Annotated in this window: 11 protein-coding genes, 16 tRNA genes, 1 rRNA gene and 1 pseudogene; 1 reads left to right on the top strand and 28 read right to left on the bottom strand. The window is 35.2% G+C overall.

Annotation, left to right across the window (positions count from 1 at the left end):
• The 12 genes and pseudogenes from DN394_RS23645 to DN394_RS23590 form a co-directional block, all read right to left on the bottom strand.
• Positions 1 to 2,392, bottom strand: a 2,392-nt coding sequence (locus tag DN394_RS23645) for a leucine-rich repeat domain-containing protein (protein ID WP_149294296.1), incomplete at its 3' end; no start/stop codon positions are given.
• Between the two features lie 129 nt (positions 2,393 to 2,521).
• Positions 2,522 to 3,697, bottom strand: coding sequence for a sporulation protein YhbH (yhbH, locus tag DN394_RS23640; protein WP_000503501.1), 1,176 nt, complete (start codon positions 3,695 to 3,697; stop codon positions 2,522 to 2,524).
• A gap of 446 nt (positions 3,698 to 4,143) precedes the next feature.
• Positions 4,144 to 6,039 carry a PrkA family serine protein kinase gene (locus DN394_RS23635; RefSeq protein WP_000353275.1) on the bottom strand — a complete coding sequence of 632 codons (1,896 nt, stop codon included), beginning with the start codon at positions 6,037 to 6,039 and terminating at the stop codon, positions 4,144 to 4,146.
• A gap of 392 nt (positions 6,040 to 6,431) precedes the next feature.
• Positions 6,432 to 8,501, bottom strand: coding sequence for a sensor domain-containing protein (locus tag DN394_RS23630; protein WP_098953768.1), 2,070 nt, complete (start codon positions 8,499 to 8,501; stop codon positions 6,432 to 6,434).
• 127 nt (positions 8,502 to 8,628) lie between these two features.
• Positions 8,629 to 9,117 carry a tRNA (uridine(34)/cytosine(34)/5-carboxymethylaminomethyluridine(34)-2'-O)-methyltransferase TrmL gene (gene trmL / locus DN394_RS23625; protein ID WP_000538149.1) on the bottom strand — a complete coding sequence of 163 codons (489 nt, stop codon included), beginning with the start codon at positions 9,115 to 9,117 and terminating at the stop codon, positions 8,629 to 8,631.
• A gap of 58 nt (positions 9,118 to 9,175) precedes the next feature.
• On the bottom strand, positions 9,176 to 10,063 hold the full coding sequence (locus DN394_RS23620) for an amidase domain-containing protein (protein WP_000260555.1): 888 nt from the start codon (positions 10,061 to 10,063) through the stop codon (positions 9,176 to 9,178).
• A 44-nt stretch (positions 10,064 to 10,107) separates the two neighbouring features.
• Positions 10,108 to 11,250, bottom strand: coding sequence for a tRNA epoxyqueuosine(34) reductase QueG (gene queG, locus DN394_RS23615; RefSeq protein ID WP_098953767.1), 1,143 nt, complete (start codon positions 11,248 to 11,250; stop codon positions 10,108 to 10,110).
• 198 nt (positions 11,251 to 11,448) lie between these two features.
• A tRNA-Gly gene (locus DN394_RS23610) sits at positions 11,449 to 11,522 on the bottom strand.
• Positions 11,523 to 11,636: 114 nt separating this feature from the next.
• Positions 11,637 to 12,287, bottom strand: a complete 651-nt coding sequence (locus tag DN394_RS23605) for a DsbA family protein (protein WP_000841324.1) — start codon at positions 12,285 to 12,287, stop codon at positions 11,637 to 11,639.
• A gap of 188 nt (positions 12,288 to 12,475) precedes the next feature.
• Complete coding sequence (locus DN394_RS23600; protein ID WP_000664710.1) at positions 12,476 to 13,252, bottom strand: transglycosylase domain-containing protein; 777 nt, start codon at positions 13,250 to 13,252, stop codon at positions 12,476 to 12,478.
• A 481-nt stretch (positions 13,253 to 13,733) separates the two neighbouring features.
• Positions 13,734 to 14,195: pseudogene (locus tag DN394_RS23595) on the bottom strand (NUDIX hydrolase).
• Between the two features lie 148 nt (positions 14,196 to 14,343).
• Positions 14,344 to 15,063, bottom strand: coding sequence for a YebC/PmpR family DNA-binding transcriptional regulator (locus DN394_RS23590; RefSeq protein WP_000532975.1), 720 nt, complete (start codon positions 15,061 to 15,063; stop codon positions 14,344 to 14,346).
• A 351-nt stretch (positions 15,064 to 15,414) separates the two neighbouring features.
• Here DN394_RS23590 and DN394_RS23585 point away from each other — a divergent pair, with 351 nt between their 5' ends.
• Complete coding sequence (locus DN394_RS23585) at positions 15,415 to 15,735, top strand: DUF3884 family protein (protein WP_046956772.1); 321 nt, start codon at positions 15,415 to 15,417, stop codon at positions 15,733 to 15,735.
• 212 nt (positions 15,736 to 15,947) lie between these two features.
• Here the strand turns inward: DN394_RS23585 and DN394_RS23580 are convergent.
• The 16 genes from DN394_RS23580 to rrf form a co-directional block, all read right to left on the bottom strand.
• Positions 15,948 to 16,029: transfer RNA gene (locus DN394_RS23580), tRNA-Leu, on the bottom strand.
• 9 nt (positions 16,030 to 16,038) lie between these two features.
• Positions 16,039 to 16,109, bottom strand: a tRNA-Cys gene (locus DN394_RS23575).
• 14 nt (positions 16,110 to 16,123) lie between these two features.
• Positions 16,124 to 16,198 (bottom strand) — tRNA-Gly (locus DN394_RS23570).
• Positions 16,199 to 16,203: 5 nt separating this feature from the next.
• A tRNA-Gln gene (locus DN394_RS23565) sits at positions 16,204 to 16,278 on the bottom strand.
• A gap of 63 nt (positions 16,279 to 16,341) precedes the next feature.
• Positions 16,342 to 16,417 (bottom strand) — tRNA-His (locus tag DN394_RS23560).
• A 19-nt stretch (positions 16,418 to 16,436) separates the two neighbouring features.
• A tRNA-Trp gene (locus DN394_RS23555) sits at positions 16,437 to 16,510 on the bottom strand.
• A gap of 7 nt (positions 16,511 to 16,517) precedes the next feature.
• A tRNA-Tyr gene (locus DN394_RS23550) sits at positions 16,518 to 16,601 on the bottom strand.
• A gap of 10 nt (positions 16,602 to 16,611) precedes the next feature.
• Positions 16,612 to 16,687 (bottom strand) — tRNA-Thr (locus DN394_RS23545).
• A gap of 18 nt (positions 16,688 to 16,705) precedes the next feature.
• Positions 16,706 to 16,781, bottom strand: a tRNA-Phe gene (locus DN394_RS23540).
• A gap of 9 nt (positions 16,782 to 16,790) precedes the next feature.
• Positions 16,791 to 16,866 (bottom strand) — tRNA-Asp (locus tag DN394_RS23535).
• A gap of 3 nt (positions 16,867 to 16,869) precedes the next feature.
• Positions 16,870 to 16,946, bottom strand: a tRNA-Met gene (locus tag DN394_RS23530).
• A 24-nt stretch (positions 16,947 to 16,970) separates the two neighbouring features.
• A tRNA-Val gene (locus DN394_RS23525) sits at positions 16,971 to 17,046 on the bottom strand.
• Between the two features lie 5 nt (positions 17,047 to 17,051).
• A tRNA-Glu gene (locus DN394_RS23520) sits at positions 17,052 to 17,126 on the bottom strand.
• 17 nt (positions 17,127 to 17,143) lie between these two features.
• Positions 17,144 to 17,235, bottom strand: a tRNA-Ser gene (locus DN394_RS23515).
• A 2-nt stretch (positions 17,236 to 17,237) separates the two neighbouring features.
• A tRNA-Asn gene (locus tag DN394_RS23510) sits at positions 17,238 to 17,312 on the bottom strand.
• 9 nt (positions 17,313 to 17,321) lie between these two features.
• Positions 17,322 to 17,437 (bottom strand): 5S ribosomal RNA (gene rrf, locus DN394_RS23505).
• Positions 17,438 to 17,536 lie beyond the last annotated feature (99 nt).

Raw genomic sequence — 17,536 nt, 5'->3', positions numbered from 1 at the left:
CTTCTTTTGTTGGTTCTTTTTCTTCTTCTTTTGATTCTTCAACTTCTTTTGCTGGTTCTTTTTCTTCTTCTTTTTCAACTATATTCTGGATTACTGTTCCGTTAAAACTTATACTAATTTCATCCGAATCTAAATCAAATTTATACACCTTTTCACCTGGAGTACTCCATTTTATTACTCCGTTATTAAATGTTCCACCCTCACTTGTCAGTTTAATATTCCCAATAATTTCTCCTTCTAAATCATATACAGGAACTTGAATTTCTTCATTTACTTTTGCTTCATCTAAAAAGATTTTCTGTCTCCCGGCATCAATTGAAAACCATTGGCCTAATTGTATTAACGGCCTTACATCACGAATCTCATTTCCAGCTAATTTTAAACTGAGTAGGTCTAACATTGGGCTAAGAACTGAAACATCTTTAATTTGATTATCAGCAAGATTTAACCACTGTAGACTTTTTAATGAAGATAGTGGTGTTATATCTTCAATCTGATTATGAGATACATTCACATCGTTCAACTTTTCTAAGTTCGAGATAAACTCAATATTCTTCAAACCTACTCCTTCTAAAGTGAGTTTTTCTAAGTTCGCCATGTACTCTAAACCTGTTATATCTTTTATATTTTTTCCTTTTTCTTTAAGTATCTCTAATTTTTTAATCTGCAATAAATCTTCTTTTGTGATAGCAGCGTTTAAATTCTCTCTACCTAAATTCTCTTTATTAATATGTTGTTGTAAAGTTTTATCAAGAATTATATTTTCCTTTTGTTCATCATTCCCTTTTATTTCATCTAACTTTTCAACAACATTTTGAATTACTGTTCCATTAAACTTAATACGATTCTCTTCTGGTTTTATATCCAACATAAATTCGTATGTTTTTTCACCAGTAGTACTCCATTTAACAGAACCATTATTAACTATTCCATCTCCATTCTTTAATTGAACAGTATCGAGTGGCACTCCTTGTAAATTATAGATAGGTATTTTAACTTCCTTATCTTTTTCTACATCATCTAAAAAGATTTTTTGTCTTTGAATATCAATGTACATTCTTTTCCCTAACTCTTGAACCGGTCTAACATCACGAATTTCATTTGACCCTAGCTTTAAATCGTATAAACCTGTTAATTGGCTAAGTGGCGTTATGTCTGAGATATAGTTTTCTTCTAAATTAAGTGATTGTACGGTAGACAATCTTGATACAGGTTCGATGTTTTCTAATTCATTTTTAGAAAGATCTAACTCTACTAACTTTTTCATTGGTGTAATATGTTCAATATTAGTCAGTCCATTGTTACTTAAAGATAAACTCTTCACATTTTTCAATTGCTCAATCCCAGCAAGATTGGCATTACTAATTTGATTATTTGCTACAGTCAAAGTCTTTAAAGTTGTTACTGTAAATAATGGTTTAATATCTTTTATATAATTACTATTTAAATCTAGCATTTTAATCTTCTTCATTTGACTTAATGGGCTTACATCTGAGATTTTATTGTTTCTCAAAGTTAAAAACTCAATCTGCTCTAACTCAGCCAAAGGTCCAATATCTTCAAGTTCGCCATAGGTTATACTTAATGATTTCAATTGTCTCAAACCCGAGATAAATTGTATATTTTCTAACTTAACTTCTTCCAACGTTAAGTTTTCTAAGTTCGTCATATATTCTAGACCGCTTACGTCTTGTATTCCTTTACTTTTGGCTTCAACGACTATTAAAGATTTAACTTTTAATAAATCTTCCTTAGTTATTGGCGTATTTAGATTCTCTCTATTCAAGTTATATTTATTAATATGCCTTTGTAATTGCTTATCTACTATCACATTCGCATCTTGTTGATCTACTTTATCCTCTTTATTTTCCTTTTGTTCTTCTGGAGCACTGTTCTCTAAATTCAATGTATTTACTTCAAATTGCACTTGATACTTATTATCATAGGCCATTGTCGGAATATAAATATGCATTTGCATATTATACCTTTTCCCTAATTCCCCTACTTCAAACTGAATCACTTTCGTTCCATTTTTCTTTTTATCTTCTGATATTACTCTTACATCATGGAACACACCTGGAGTATGAATATCCTCTGTTTTCAAGTATTTAAAGAAATCACTATCACTTAACGTTGCCGTTACAATTTTCTTTCCGTTCTCAATTGTTAATTTCGGATCCTTTATATAAACAGCTGCCATAGACTCCTCATTCGTTTTATCTTTATATGCTTTAATAACAGCATCATATGTACCATCGTCTAAAGCATATCCCTTTTTATTAGCCTCAATTGCTACTGCCGCTAAAGCAGGCGTTGAATACGTGGCAAATGGAAGTGATAACGCCGCAGCGATAATCATCGCATTTATATGTTTTCTTTTATTTTTTTTCAACTTTACATCTCCTCCAAAATATATAAATCTAAATGTAATCATATCTCGAATAAATGATAATGATTTTCATTATCATTGTCAACTAAAAAAATAAAAAGTTAACGAAAAAATAACCCCTTTTTACGGGGGTTATGCCATTTTTTCTCCGGATTCTTCTTTAAAAAAGCTCTTCATCGCATGGAATACGTCTGCTTTTTGCTTTAAAATATAATATCTAAAATTCTCATCTTTAATGTTTTTATAGGCTGACATGAGGGTACTATGGCGGTTGTACTGATTCACTTCCCCATACCCAAACATATTACACTTCTTCATTAATTCTTCAACAAGTTTTACACATCTAGCATTATCTGAAGTTAAATTATCACCGTCTGAAAAATGGAATGGATAAATATTATAGCGATCTGGTGAGTATTTATTATCAATTAGCTCAAGTGCTTTTTTATATACAGAAGAACATATCGTTCCGCCACTTTCTCCTTTTGAGAAAAACTCTTCCTCTGGAACTACTTTTGCCTCCGTATGATGGGCAATAAACTCAATATCTACTGTTTCATACTTCGTTCGTAGAAATCGCGTCATCCAGAAAAAGAAGCTACGTGCCATATATTTCTCCCATATTCCCATCGATCCACTCGTATCCATCATCGCTAATACAACAGCTTTTGAATCTGGCTTTAATACTTCATTCCAAGTGCGGAACTTTAAATCTTCTTGGTGAATCGGATGAAAAGAGGCTTTACCACGCATCGCATTTCGTTTATATGCGGATATCATCGTTCGTTTCTTATCGATATTTCCCCATAATCCAGTCTTTCTAATGTCATTAAATTCAACATGTTCAATCCGGTTTTCATCTATTTCTTTTCTCTTTAAATTAGGCAGCTCTAACTCTTTGAAAAATGCTTGCTCTAATTCTAAAATAGAGACTTCAGCTTCATAATAATCTTCTCCAGCCGCGTCCCCTGCTCCTTGCCCTTTTCCTGGTCCTTTTTGCTTTTGACCACCTGATCCATCTCTCGCAACGACATCACCAACTTTGCTGTCACCATTTCCTTGCCCAACGTGTTTGTTTTTATCATAATTGTACCTAATCTTATATTCATCTAAAGAACGAATCGGTATTTTTACAACATCCTTACCATTAGACATAACTATGCTTTCTTCTGTTACAAGATCGGGTAAATTATTCTTAATTGCCTCTTGTACTTTTTCTTGATGGCGTTGTTGGTCGTCATATCCTTTGCGATGGAGGGACCAGTTTTCCTGTGAAATCGTATAATTTGGTTGGTTTTCTTCACCCATTTCTTTCCCTCCTTACTGTAATTGTCTTCCCCTATGAACAGTAAGCTAGAAATTTTGTTTTATACTGTGCAAGCTAGAATGAAAGATAACTGCCCATCGAAATTCATCCCATAAACATATATAACGTTTTTCATATAATACTCCGAGCATCCTAAACAAAATTTTGCCACTCACATACTAGAAAGAAATATTCAGCCGTTGATAAGAAAGAAACACAATGCATAGTTGCACACATTTACACTTTGCAACATATTGTATTGTGTTGGCTTTTTTCGTATGAATGGTTGGTTACTCTATCATATGCATATTGTAAAAATAATTGACAATAAATTCATGAAATTGCATCTTAATTTATTACATTTGGACAAGGTATGACACTTTACACATATAAATGGATAATAAAACGCTGTCCCGCAAAATACAAGAGACAGCGTTTTGTTATCAAACTATCGGTTTAGCAGACTACCTACATAGCGTAATAATTCATTCGCAGATGAAGAATTATAGCCGTGCTCATCAATTAAGCGTGCAACAACATCATTGATTTTCTTAAGCTGATTTTCGTCTGGCGTTTTCGTTGATGTTGTAATTTTCACTATATCTTTTAAATCAGCAAATAGTTTTTTCTGAATCGCTTCACGAAGACGCTCATGTGAATTATAATCAAAGCGTTTTCCTTTACGCGCATAAGCAGAAATGCGAATTAAAATTTCTTCACGGAATGCTTTCTTAGCATTTTCTGAAATTCCAATTTGCTCCTCAATTGAGCGCATTAGCTTTTCATCTGGACTCATTTCTTCACCTGTTAATGGATCACGTAATTTCGATTTATTGCAATATGCTTCAACGTTATCTAAGTAATTATCCATAAGTGTCTTCGCTGATTCTTCATATGAATACACGAATGCTTTTTGTACTTCTTTCTTCGCAATTTCATCATATTCTTTTCTCGCTAATGAGATGAAATTCATATAACGCTCTCGATCTTCATTACTAATTGACGGATGCTGATCCAATCCGTCTTTGAGCGATCTAAGTACATCTAATGCGTTAATAGATGGTACCTCTTTTCGAATAATTGTAGAGGAAATTCGGTTAATAACATAACGAGGGTCAATACCTCTCATACCTTCATCTTGATATTCACGTTGCAGCTCCTCTACATCAATCGCATTATAACCTTCTACCGTTTCTCCATCATATAAACGCATCTTTTTAATTAAATCAATATCTGGACGCTTCGGATCTTTTAAACGAGTTAAAATCGTAAACATTGCTGCAACGCGAAGTGTGTGCGGTGCAATATGCACATTGGATACATCACTTTCACGAATCATTTTTTCATAAATATGTTCTTCTTCACTCACTCGTAAATTGTATGGAACTGGCATTACAATAATTCTTGAGTGCAATGCTTCATTTTTCTTGTTTGCTATGAAGGAACGATACTCCGTTTCATTCGTATGCGCTACAATTAATTCATCTGCTGAAATAAGCGCAAATCTTCCCGCTTTGAAATTCCCTTCTTGCGTAAGCGATAATAAATGCCATAAAAACTTCTCGTCGCATTTTAGCATCTCTTGGAATTCCATCATCCCACGGTTTGCCTTATTCAATTCTCCATCGAAGCGATACGCTCGTGGATCTGATTCTGAACCATATTCTGCGATTGTTGAAAAATCCAGACTACCTGTTAAATCGGCGATATCTTGTGATTTAGGATCAGACGGGCTAAATGTACCAATCCCTGTACGGCGATCTTCCGAGAAGAAAATACGCTCTACAACTACATCCTCAATTCTTGAACCATATTCTTGCTCTAGACGCATTACGTTTAGTGGCGATAAATTCCCTTCAATTCTAACTCCATACTCACCAAAGAAATCATCCCGTAAATGATGCGGAATTAAATGCAGTGGATCTTCATGCATTGGGCAGCCTTTAATTGCAAAAATTGCTCCTCGATCTGTTCGTGAATATGTTTCTAATCCTCGTTTCAACATCGTAACTAATGTTGATTTCCCTCCACTAACAGGACCCATTAATAATAAAATACGTTTTCTAACATCTAATCGTTTTGCAGATGGATGAAAATATTCCTCCACAAGACGTTCTAAAGCATCCTCTAATCCAAATAGCTGATTACTAAAGAAGTTATACTTTCTTCTACCATCTACTTCTTCGATTCCAGCATCTTTTATCATATTGTAAATGCGAGAGTGTGCTGTTTGAGCCACCCATGGTCTTTCCTTCACAAGCTCTAAATACTCCGCAAACGTACCTTCCCACTGTAACCGTTCTTCTGCTGCTCGATGCTGTTCAATCTTTTTTAGAATATCCATTATAGCTCCTCCCCCATCTCCTTGTTCAATCGGATTATTATAAAAGGTATGCTAGGATGTCCTTAAACATTCTTTAAATCAAAATGAAATATACAGTAGTTCTATAAAATTCTCTCCAAAATTCAAAGAAAATTCTGTATAATATAGGTATTAAAGTTTTTACACCTCTATTCATTTTAAATAAATTCTTTTCTTCCAAGAACCTTACATACATTTTGATTCATGTTTAAGATCCGTAAACTGAATAATAGGAGGGATATTAGTATGAAATTATTATTAATTTTAGGTGTATCACTCACATTTCTTACAGCTATTTTCACATCTGGTTACAATGATAAACCCGGTACACATAAAAAGTGATGTGCTTCTTAGCACATCACTTTTTTTATCAATCATTTATAATACACATTTTCCACATCATATTTTGATAAGGGGCGGCTATAATAATAACCTTGCACAAACTTCACATTCTTTTCCTTCAAAAATTGTATTTGTTCCGCTTTTTCTACTCCTTCTGCAATTACATTTAATTCCAAAGTATGAGCTAAATGAATAATTGCAGCTGTAATATTCGTATCACGTTCATCTACATGTATACCTTCCATAAAAGAACGATCAATTTTCAACGTATCAATTGGATACGTTTTTAAATAACTTAAAGATGAATATCCCGTCCCAAAATCATCTAAATGAATCTTTAAATTTTGTTCTTTTAATTGTAGCAATACCCTTTTCGATATGTCTTTATGCATAAGGGCTCCTTCTGTAACCTCTATCGCTAATAGATGAGCTGGTACATTGTACTTATGTAACGCCCGTGTAATCATCTCTATTAATGTAATCGAGCGAAAGTGCCTGGCTGAAATATTAACTGCAATCGGGACAACTTCATATCCTTTATTTAACCATTCACGTATTTGCCGACACACTTCATTTACTACCCATTCATCAAGCTTAATAATAAATCCTGTTCTTTCTGCTAGCGGAATAAATTGATTGGGAGAGACAAATCCCAATTCTTTATTCTCCCATCTTATTAAAGCTTCCATACTCGCTATTTTTTTCGTTTCAATATTCATTTGTGGCTGATAATACAAGCAGAATTCATTTTTTTCTATAGCACGATGCAATTGGTTTTCTATTATAAATCTTTGTTCACGCTCACAATCTAATCCACTGCAATAAAAATGATAATGCCCTTTTCCTTTTTCTTTTGCCTTTTCCAAAGCAGCATCAACTCTTTGGAATAATATTTTTTCATCCTCTCCATCTGTTGGAGCCATTACAATTCCGATTGATGCACTTAAATAGACGTCCTCTTCTTCGATTACAAAATGCTCACTAATCTTTTTTAGTATGCTTTTTGCAACTATCTCTACACGTTCTTTCGTTATATTTTCTATTAACATAACAAATTGATCATCGTGTTCTCTAAATAAGTGCATACCGTCTATTTGAAGACTGCTTAAACATTCTGTAACTTTTTGTAATACTTTATCTCCTTCTTTATGACCAAACGTATCATTAATAAGGTGAAATTCATCTAAATCTATAAAAACAAGCGCAAACGCTGTATTATCATTTAAAAAAACATTTAACTTATTTGCACATGAAATTCTATTCATTAATCCTGTTAATTGGTCATAATAAGCTAAATATTCTGTTCGCATTTCATTCAATACTTGCCTTGTAACATCCCTCGTAACAATATATACCCCCACAATTTCGGCGTTCACAATAATCGGAATAGTTCTCAAAGAAATATAGAGCTCGTACCCTTCTTTATGAACATATTTCTTTGAAACAATTTGTTTTGCCCTTCCTTGCAAGGCTCCTTTAAATATAATTTGAAAATCTTTTTCATATTCTTTATTAATAAATTCAAAAATAAATTTATTATGTAATTCTTCATGTCGATATCCAAATATTTCATACGTTGCTGGATTTGCATATGTAATTCTACCTATAGAATCCATAGATATAATGGAGTCATTATTATATTCTAATAACGACTTAAACAACATTTGTTTTTCCTCTATCTCTGCCTTTTCCTCAATCTGAGCTGTGATATCCCTCGTAATACAAATAATAAACTGACATACTCCTTCTTCGTCGAATACAGGATTAAGTGAAGATTCATAATGTAACTCACCCTTTGGTAAACTAACTACATCACAAAAGGTATGTGCTTTCGCTTTGCTCGCTACTTTTGCATATTGCACTTGCAATATTTCCGCCGTATCTTCTGATAATACTTCAGCAAACGTTTTTCCATAACATTCTTCGCTTAGCTTCGCATAATCCATACCTATCTTATTTATATAAATGTATTTAAAGGTTTCCTCATCTATAACTTTCACAATAAATACTAAATCTTGAATAGCATGTAATAGTCCTCTTCTTATTAAATCCATATCTATCATACTTAAAAAGGTATTTTGATTATTATATTGTTCCTTCATATTTATCTCAACCCGTCTAATCTATTTTTATTCATATATCCCATTCTATATGAATATGTACCCTTTTTTAAATGTATGATTACATATTATTTTTATTTTTAGAAAAAAAGTCGCCATATGGCGACTTTTAATAAACAATTTCTAAATCTAATCCCGGATAATTTTGTTGACGGAATGCTTCATAAATTAAAATAGCTGCTGTATTAGATAAATTTAATGAGCGCACTTTATCAGTCATTGGAATACGTAAACAATGATCGAAATTTTCTTCGATTACATTAGCTGGTAAGCCGTTTGTTTCTCTTCCAAATACAAAATAGTAATCCTTCTCACGTTTGCTATAATCAAATGCTGTATGAGCTTTTTCGCCATACTTTGTTAAATAGAAGAATTCACCGTCTTTATTTTTCTCATAAAATTCTTCAATTGAATCATAATACGTAACTTTCACGTGCTGCCAATAATCTAATCCTGCACGCTTTAACATTTTATCATCCGTTGAAAATCCAAGCGGTCTAATCAAATGTAATTCTGTTCCAGTTGCTGCACAAGTACGAGCAATATTCCCTGTATTTGCTGGAATTTCTGGTTGATATAAAACAACATGTACTCCCACGCGATATTCACCTCTGTTTTTTGTCTACTACGTATTATACCACTTGAGCGAAAAATCTCTACCCATTAATAATATGAAAGAATTTATATTTCATTTGTGGTGTATATTTACTAGAATCTTCATAGTTCCAATAACGCCGACGGCTATTCGCTGAATGTGCATTTACAAGTGGCATACCATCTGCGTCTTTTGCTACTACAATCGTCGTATGATTCCACCTACCATCATCCTCGAAATCATAAGCGATGACATCACCAAGAATAAGGTCCTCTGGCCTTTCTACCGCTTCAGCTCGAAGCCCTGTTGTAGCACCTGACAAATACCAATAAAAAGAGTGTGCGACAGCCCAGCTCCAACTCCACTGATTCTCCCTTTGCCACCATCCTTTGCGAATATTAGGATATCCATTCATTGGTACTTCTCCAGTATGAAGACATTGAGAAATAAAATTCGTACAATTATCAGGGAAATTACGATATACAGGGTTTCGATCATCCCACCAACGCTCTGCATATTTAACTGCCTCTAAACGGTTGTACTGATAAGAACCGTACTTCTCTTTTGTAACTTCCCTTTCTAACGTCTCACTCATTCCAACAGCTTCTGGCACTTCAATAGCATAATCACCTATTACCCGGCTATTATTTAAACAAACTCTTCGTTTTAGTTGTTCCTCTTCGATATAAAATAATTCTTTATGCTTAATTAAATATTTAAAATGTATTTGATAATCAATTTCTTGATGATTGCTATTATTTAATTGTCTCATGAAAGAAACATCCGCAGTTGCTTTCACTATCTCTGCATTACGCTTTTGAAACAATTGTTTCTTTCTCTGTGCTATTTGTAATAAATCTTCAGCAATACCATCTACATTTGTTCGTTTCTCTGTTACATATGCTAAAAATTGTTGTACTTGCTTTTCAATATTTATTTTTACAACCATTTCGTCTCCCTCCCATATTACAATATGAAGAAGGGCGATATTATCTACTCTTTTTTCTGCGCTAACAATTCAAGTCCGCGATTCATTTCATGAAGAACCTCTCCATCTTTCTCACGTTGCATCGCTTTTTCAATAGCTTCGCCCACGCCATCTCCACCAATTTTCCCAAGTGCCCATGCTGCTGTTCCGCGAAGTACCGGTCTTGGATCGTCTTTCATAACACCAATTAAATCAGGAATTACTGATGCCTCTTTAAAATGAGCAAGTGCCAAAATTGCATTTCGTTGCAACGGCTTTTTACCTCTCCATGAACCAGACATAATTCCATATTTCTCTTTAAAATCACGATTGCTAATTGTTAAAAGTGGTGTTAATAATGGCTTAACTAACTCAGGATCTGGTTCCATCTCAGGATGATTATGAAAATCCATTCCTTTATTTTTCGGACAAACGGTCTGACATGTATCACATCCATAAATACGATTTCCTATTTTGTCGCGGTATTCTTCCGGTAGGAATCCTTTCGTCTGTGTTAAAAATGCAATACATTTCTTCGAATCTAACTGTCCTCCTTGTATTAAAGCGCCTGTAGGACAAACATCAATACATTTTGTACAACTTCCACATTGATCTTCTATCGGCTGATCTGGTGGGAAGGGAACGTTTGTAATTATTTCTCCTAAATATACATATGAACCAAATTCAGGTGTAATAATAGCACAATTCTTACCACTCCATCCAATACCGGCACGCTCCGAAACAGCTCGATCACTTAATTCACCCGTATCAACCATTGACTTAACTTCTATATCGGGAAGTTTTTCGATTAAATATGCTTCTAATTTTTGCAAACGATCTCGTAAAACAAGATGATAATCTTGTCCCCAAGAGGCACGACAAAAAATACCGCGGCGTTCTCCGCGCTTACTTAATGGTGCATTTTTTAATTTTGAAGGATACGCTAATGCAATCGCAATAATTGATTTTGCACCAGGTAGTAGAAGCTGTGGGTTCGTTCTCTTTTCTATATCAGACTCTTCAAATCCCGATTGATAATTTAATTGTTGTTGCTGGATTAAACGCTGCTTTAATTCCTCAAATGGTGACGCACTAGCAAAGCCTATTTTATCTATACCAATTGTTTTACTATACGCAATGACATCTTGCTTTAATTGTTCAAAATCCATTCCTAATCGCCTCCTCAGATGAATCCATCCTTTATGTAACGATCTATTGGTTAGCAATTCACTTTTGGAATACTATTCTTTACTTCTATTTTCGCATACAATTATGTTTTTCAAACATTAAAAAACGCAATGCCTCGTTTATCTTAGAAACGAAACACTGCGTTGATCACAATTTATAGAAAAACATTTAATAAAATTTGGAGCGGGTGAAGAGAATCGAACTCTCGACCAGAGCTTGGAAGGCTCTTGTTTTACCACTAAACTACACCCGCAAATATGAAATAAATATAAGATATTAGAATAACTTATGTAAAGTAGTATAGCATGTAAAAAAAACGGAAGCAAGAATTTTATCGAAAAAAGTCGAAAAAGTGATGAGTATCTCATCACTTTTTCAATTCTTTATCAATTGCCTTCTTCATACTATCGAAATCAGGGTTTGCAAGATTTCCATTTATATATACTGAAGGAGCACCTTGAACTTTTAATTTTTGAGCACGATCTGAATCTTTACGTACTTTTTCTTTCATTTCTTTACTGTGTAAATCCTTCTTAAATTGTTCTACATCAACTTTCGGAAGCTTTTCTTTCACAATGTTAAGAAGTAATTCTTCTGTAATCCATTCTTCTGTGTCTTTCTTTTGACTTTGATAAATCTCATCATAGAAAATCCAGAATGAATCTTGATCTTGTTTATAAATTGCTTCACCAGCTGCTGCACCTAAATCAGAGTCTTTTCCGATAAATGGGAAGTTAATAAAATATAACTGCACTTTACCTTTATCGATATACTCTTCTTTTAATCGTGGTAATACTGTTACATCCCAAGTACGACAAGCAGGACATTTGAAGTCTCCAAATTCAACTACCTTAACTGGGGCATCATCTTTCCCTAAAGATTGTTGTGTGGAATAAGCAAACATCTCATTCCCTTTATCTTTTTTGTCATTTATGATGCTATACGCAATTGTTCCGATTACAATCAATACTGCGATAGAAAAAACTACACCAAGAGCCATGAGTTTATTTGATTTCATATACATTCCTCTTTAAATTCATATTCTGTATACAGCATTGTACACAATACACATAATATCAACACTTATATATGTCACGCAATGAACACGCTCACATAAATTACAAAAACACAATAATTGTGACGATATTGTGTCACAATTTGTCACAATTTATTCAAAAAAAGGAAGCTCCTATGTAGGAACTTCCTTTAGCTTACTGCTTTTTCACGAGCACTATTTAACATCGACTGCTCTGTTTTTATATCATGACGAATTACTAACTTCTCACTAACTGCTTGCACATACTCATTATGATTGATATAGCCTTCTTTCTCCATTAATCTCAAAACGACATTTCGTCTCTCTACGGCCTTATCATAATTTTGTGCAGGTGAGTAATAAGCGGGTGCCTTTACTACAGCAGCCATCATTGCACTTTCAGCCAACGTTAATTGGCTCACCTTTTTACCGAAGTAAAGGTTTGCTGCTTTTTCAATTCCCCATGCTCCTTCTCCGTAATAAATATTACTTACATACAATTTTAAAATTTCATCCTTTGTAAATGTACGTTCAATTTTTTTCGTATAAAAAATTTCTTTCCACTTACGAGAAAATGTACGTTCATTCGTTAAAAAAGCATTTTTGGATAACTGTTGTGTAATTGTGCTTCCGCCTTGCACAACACCACCAGCTTTTATATTCTCAACAGACGCTCTGACAATCGCTATATAATCTAAACCGTTATGATGATAAAACCTTTTATCTTCTGTCGCAATAAATGCATGTGTTAATGATTCTGGCACCTCTAACTTAGCCGGTACATGTAATTTACTAATATCACTTTGCTCGATCATTACATTTCCAATGAATAATAACGTAAAACTTAACAATAATAATAAAATAATGGCTTTATAAAAGAATTTAGTCATTGGATTTAATGCAACTTTTTGATGATAGTTCACCCTAGATAATACTCGTTCTTTCATCTTAAACACCTCTTTTCCACACAGCGTATAACTCTTACTTTAAGAATACCTTGTTGTAAAAAAATATCCCATCGATTTCTCTTACACGTACCTTACATCATTGTAAGGTATAAAGTGAAACTTTAATCAGCCCTCACCAATCGGGCTGCCCGGCAAATAGTTGGATAAAAAAGTATTGTATCACAGTCCTTTTTTATCTACTATTCATCTGAAATATTGAATATAGATTATGCTAAACCAATAACAGAGTATACCTTAAGCCTATACTTCCCTATTAAAACATCCTATTTTCATTATATCATCTACAAAATATATATTTGTAAGTATCTAGTAATCTAAATGTATACAATATATCATACATTATACAGAACAAACGTTCCTGAAATCAATACTAGCACTATTATTATTTTGACCTTTTTCTTAAACAGTATACAAAAAAGAGTAGTGATTTGATTGTATCTCAAACCGGCTACTCTTTTCTTTACAATCTACCTATTAAATTATATGGCTGCACTTCCCACGTTTCGTACGGAATACAATGTGTTGCTCTCATCGCATCAAGCGTTCTGGATTTCATATGAGGACGCGTTATATACTCATCTATATTCTCTTCATTTAAAGCAACAAATTTAGCCTCTTGTATTTCTTCAGGCTGAATTTGTATTTCACCGCTCACGTATGCCACTTTAAAAACAACACCTAGAATGTGCATGGAAGCATTATAATAAACTCCTGTAATACCGATAGGCTTCACCGTTAATCCTGTTTCCTCTTTTATTTCCCTACAAACAGCTTGATCGAGCGCTTCTCCTTCTTCCACCTGTCCTCCTGGCAACTCTCACGTATCCGATCGCCAATGTACTTTAGCTAATAACACTTCGTCTTTTTCATTTGTTAAATAACCTGCTACAGCAACGATATGCTTTGGTGTTTTATGTTCCATATTAAACCTCCTAGAAATAATGATTATTTCATATATCCCTATAAGCATATTCCCTGTCTAAAACAAAATACCTTTACTAATTCATCCTCTTAATTAACTTCATGAAAAAAAGCCCCTATCCGTTAAATGAATAGGGGCTTCTATCGTATTATTCTCCTAAGTCTACGTTGTGGTAAACTTGTTGCACATCTTCTAGATCTTCTAATGCATCAACCATTTTTTCAAATTGTACTTGAGCATCTTCAGGAAGTTCTACATCACTTTGTGCAAGCATTGTTAATTCTGCAACTGTGAATTCTTCAACACCAGCATCTTTAAGTGCAGATTGTACGGAATGGAATTGATCAGGTTCAGCATACACGATAACAGAATCTTCTTCTTCTAGAATGTCACGTGCATCAACATCTGCTTCCATTAAAATTTCAAGAACTTCATCTGATGTTTTACCTTCAAGACCGATAACAGCTGTCGCATCAAACATGTAAGCTACAGAACCGTTTACACCCATGTTACCACTGTTTTTGCTAAATGCAGCTCGTACATCTGCTGCAGTACGGTTTACGTTATTTGTAAGTGTATCTACAATTACCATAGATCCGTTTGGTCCGAATCCTTCATAACGAAGCTCGTCATAATTTTCTTCTGAACCGCCTTTTGCCTTTTCAACTGCACGATCAATAATTGTTCTTGGCACGTTGTATGTTTTCGCACGTTCTAATACAACTCTAAGCGCTTGGTTTGATTCTGGATCTGGCTCGCCTTGTTTTGCTGCCACATAAATCTCACGTCCAAATTTCGCGTATATACGGCTTGTATTTGCATCTTTTGATGCTTTTTTTTCTTTAATATTATTCCATTTACGACCCATACTTTCCACTCTCTTTCCCGTTTTAAATCTACATAAAAATATTAATATGAAATATAATGTGTATTCAACACATTTTTAAAAGAAATATAAAAAGTTCATTTTTGATTCATATTACAGACATAATATAAATTACTATCATTTTGTTCTTTCGACAAGTTATATTATACATGAATTTCTACATTTATTACGAATTTTAGAAGCACATAGTATAATTTAACAAAAAAGACTCTAACAGAAATGTTAGAGTCTTTTTATATCGCCGATACATATTTCCATAATATTCCTATAACTACTTTCTATTGTTGTATAATAAAAACAGGAAAAAATTTGAAGAAAGATGGAGGGAGAATTATGACACATTCACATGAGAAAAAAGCACATGGTCTGAAAGGAATAGGAGAGAAGTTAAACCCAACTATCTATCAAGTGAGATTCATGAAATTAGATGAACCAATTCAATTTGAGTCGTTTCCTGAATTAAAGGAATTAGGAGATTGGTTGAGTACTTCAACGCACATGTGGGCGTGCCACTCAACTATGTACAAGTACAACAAAGAAGAGTTTGAAAAGAGGTTTTTAGAAATTACAAACTTAACCGTTGATAATGTACTAATATCTACTGGTGCTGTCGGATTTAACTTCATGTCACCGGGGTGGAGAAATTCTCTCTAGAGTGCTCGAAGGGAATATTGTATATACAATATTTTGCTGGAATTTTATAGAATACCACAATTAAAAGGATAAAAATGAATGTTTGTTTTTATCCTTTTAATGTTTCGCAGTTTACTCACCGTACACTTTTTGTGCTTATTTTGTCATGTAATGAAAAGAAAACACAAAAAAACTCTATACTAACTGTATAGAGTTTTTTACGCCGTTCATGATACCGATGGTCGGGGTCGAACCGACACTCCCGAAGGAACACGATTTTGAGTCGTGCGCGTCTGCCAATTCCGCCACATCGGCACAAAAGAAAGGCGGCAACCGGATTTGAACCGGTGGTAAAGGTTTTGCAGACCTCTGCCTTACCACTTGGCTATGCCGCCATGTTAAATTTTATTGGAGCGGAAGACGGGATTCGAACCCGCGACCCCAACCTTGGCAAGGTTGTATTCTACCACTGAACTACTTCCGCGAAAATGGCTGGGCTAGCTGGATTCGAACCAGCGCATGACGGAGTCAAAGTCCGTTGCCTTACCGCTTGGCTATAGCCCATCGAATTCTTACTTAATTATATGTAAGTATCAATTAGATTATTTGTAATTTTAAAAATAAAAATGGGGCGACTGATGGGAATCGAACCCACGAATGCCGGAGCCACAATCCGGTGCGTTAACCACTTCGCCACAACCGCCATGTTGTGTAAATATATTTGGCAGGGGCAGTAGGAATCGAACCCACACTGGAGGTTTTGGAGACCTCAGTTCTACCTTTAAACTATGCCCCTATGTAAATGGTGGAGGGGGGCAGATTCGAACTGCCGAACCCGAAGGAGCGGATTTACAGTCCGCCGCGTTTAGCCACTTCGCTACCCCTCCGAAACTTACATGGTGCCGGCTAGAGGACTTGAACCCCCAACCTACTGATTACAAGTCAGTTGCTCTACCAATTGAGCTAAGCCGGCGTATATTATTAAGATAAATGGTGGCTCGGGACGGAATCGAACCGCCGACACGAGGATTTTCAGTCCTCTGCTCTACCGACTGAGCTACCGAGCCTTATTAAAATGGCGGTCCCGACCGGGGTCGAACCGGCGATCTCCTGCGTGACAGGCAGGCATGTTAACCACTACACCACGGGACCATTTGGTTGCGGGGACAGGATTTGAACCTGCGACCTTCGGGTTATGAGCCCGACGAGCTACCGTGCTGCTCCACCCCGCGATAATAATATTCATATAATTTATATGGTGGAGGATGACGGGATCGAACCGCCGACCCCCTGCTTGTAAGGCAGGTGCTCTCCCAGCTGAGCTAATCCTCCAAAAGTGGTGACCCGTACGGGATTCGAACCCGTGTTACCGCCGTGAAAGGGCGGTGTCTTAACCACTTGACCAACGGGCCAAATATGATAAATCCTATGGCGGAGAGCAAGGGATTCGAACCCTTGATACGCTTGTGACGTATACACGATTTCCAATCGTGCTCCTTCGGCCAACTCGGACAGCTCTCCAATGGCTCCGCAGGTAGGAATCGAACCTACGACCGATCGGTTAACAGCCGATAGCTCTACCACTGAGCTACTGCGGTTTAATAGTTGCTTGGCGACGTCCTACTCTCACAGGGACAAGGTCCCAACTACCATCGGCGCTAGAGAGCTTAACTTCCGTGTTCGGTATGGGAACGGGTGTGACCTCTCTGCCATCATCACCAAACTATGAAGGCATATTCCTTCAAAACTAGATAACATTTGCTTCATATTATATGGTTAAGTCCTCGATCTATTAGTATTCGTCAGCTCCACATGTCACCAT

This window comes from Bacillus sp. BB081 (genome assembly GCF_008368895.1).
GTDB classification, from domain to species: Bacteria; Bacillota; Bacilli; order Bacillales; family Bacillaceae_G; genus Bacillus_A; species Bacillus_A wiedmannii.
Note: the sequence above shows the minus strand (reverse complement) of the source record. Positions and strands in the feature narration are given on the sequence as shown.

Bases quoted from the DNA above. Each gene is read 5' to 3' on its own strand.
- DN394_RS23600 (WP_000664710.1), bottom strand. From the start codon at position 13,252: ATGAAAGAACGAGTATTATCTAGGGTGAACTATCATCAAAAAGTTGCA.
- DN394_RS23635 (WP_000353275.1), bottom strand. From the start codon at position 6,039: ATGGATATTCTAAAAAAGATTGAACAGCATCGAGCAGCAGAAGAACGG.
- yhbH (WP_000503501.1), bottom strand. From the start codon at position 3,697: ATGGGTGAAGAAAACCAACCAAATTATACGATTTCACAGGAAAACTGG.
- DN394_RS23590 (WP_000532975.1), bottom strand. From the start codon at position 15,063: ATGGGTCGTAAATGGAATAATATTAAAGAAAAAAAAGCATCAAAAGAT.
- DN394_RS23630 (WP_098953768.1), bottom strand. From the start codon at position 8,501: ATGAAGGAACAATATAATAATCAAAATACCTTTTTAAGTATGATAGAT.
- DN394_RS23620 (WP_000260555.1), bottom strand. From the start codon at position 10,063: ATGGTTGTAAAAATAAATATTGAAAAGCAAGTACAACAATTTTTAGCA.
- DN394_RS23605 (WP_000841324.1), bottom strand. From the start codon at position 12,287: ATGAAATCAAATAAACTCATGGCTCTTGGTGTAGTTTTTTCTATCGCA.
- queG (WP_098953767.1), bottom strand. From the start codon at position 11,250: ATGGATTTTGAACAATTAAAGCAAGATGTCATTGCGTATAGTAAAACA.
- DN394_RS23585 (WP_046956772.1), top strand. From the start codon at position 15,415: ATGACACATTCACATGAGAAAAAAGCACATGGTCTGAAAGGAATAGGA.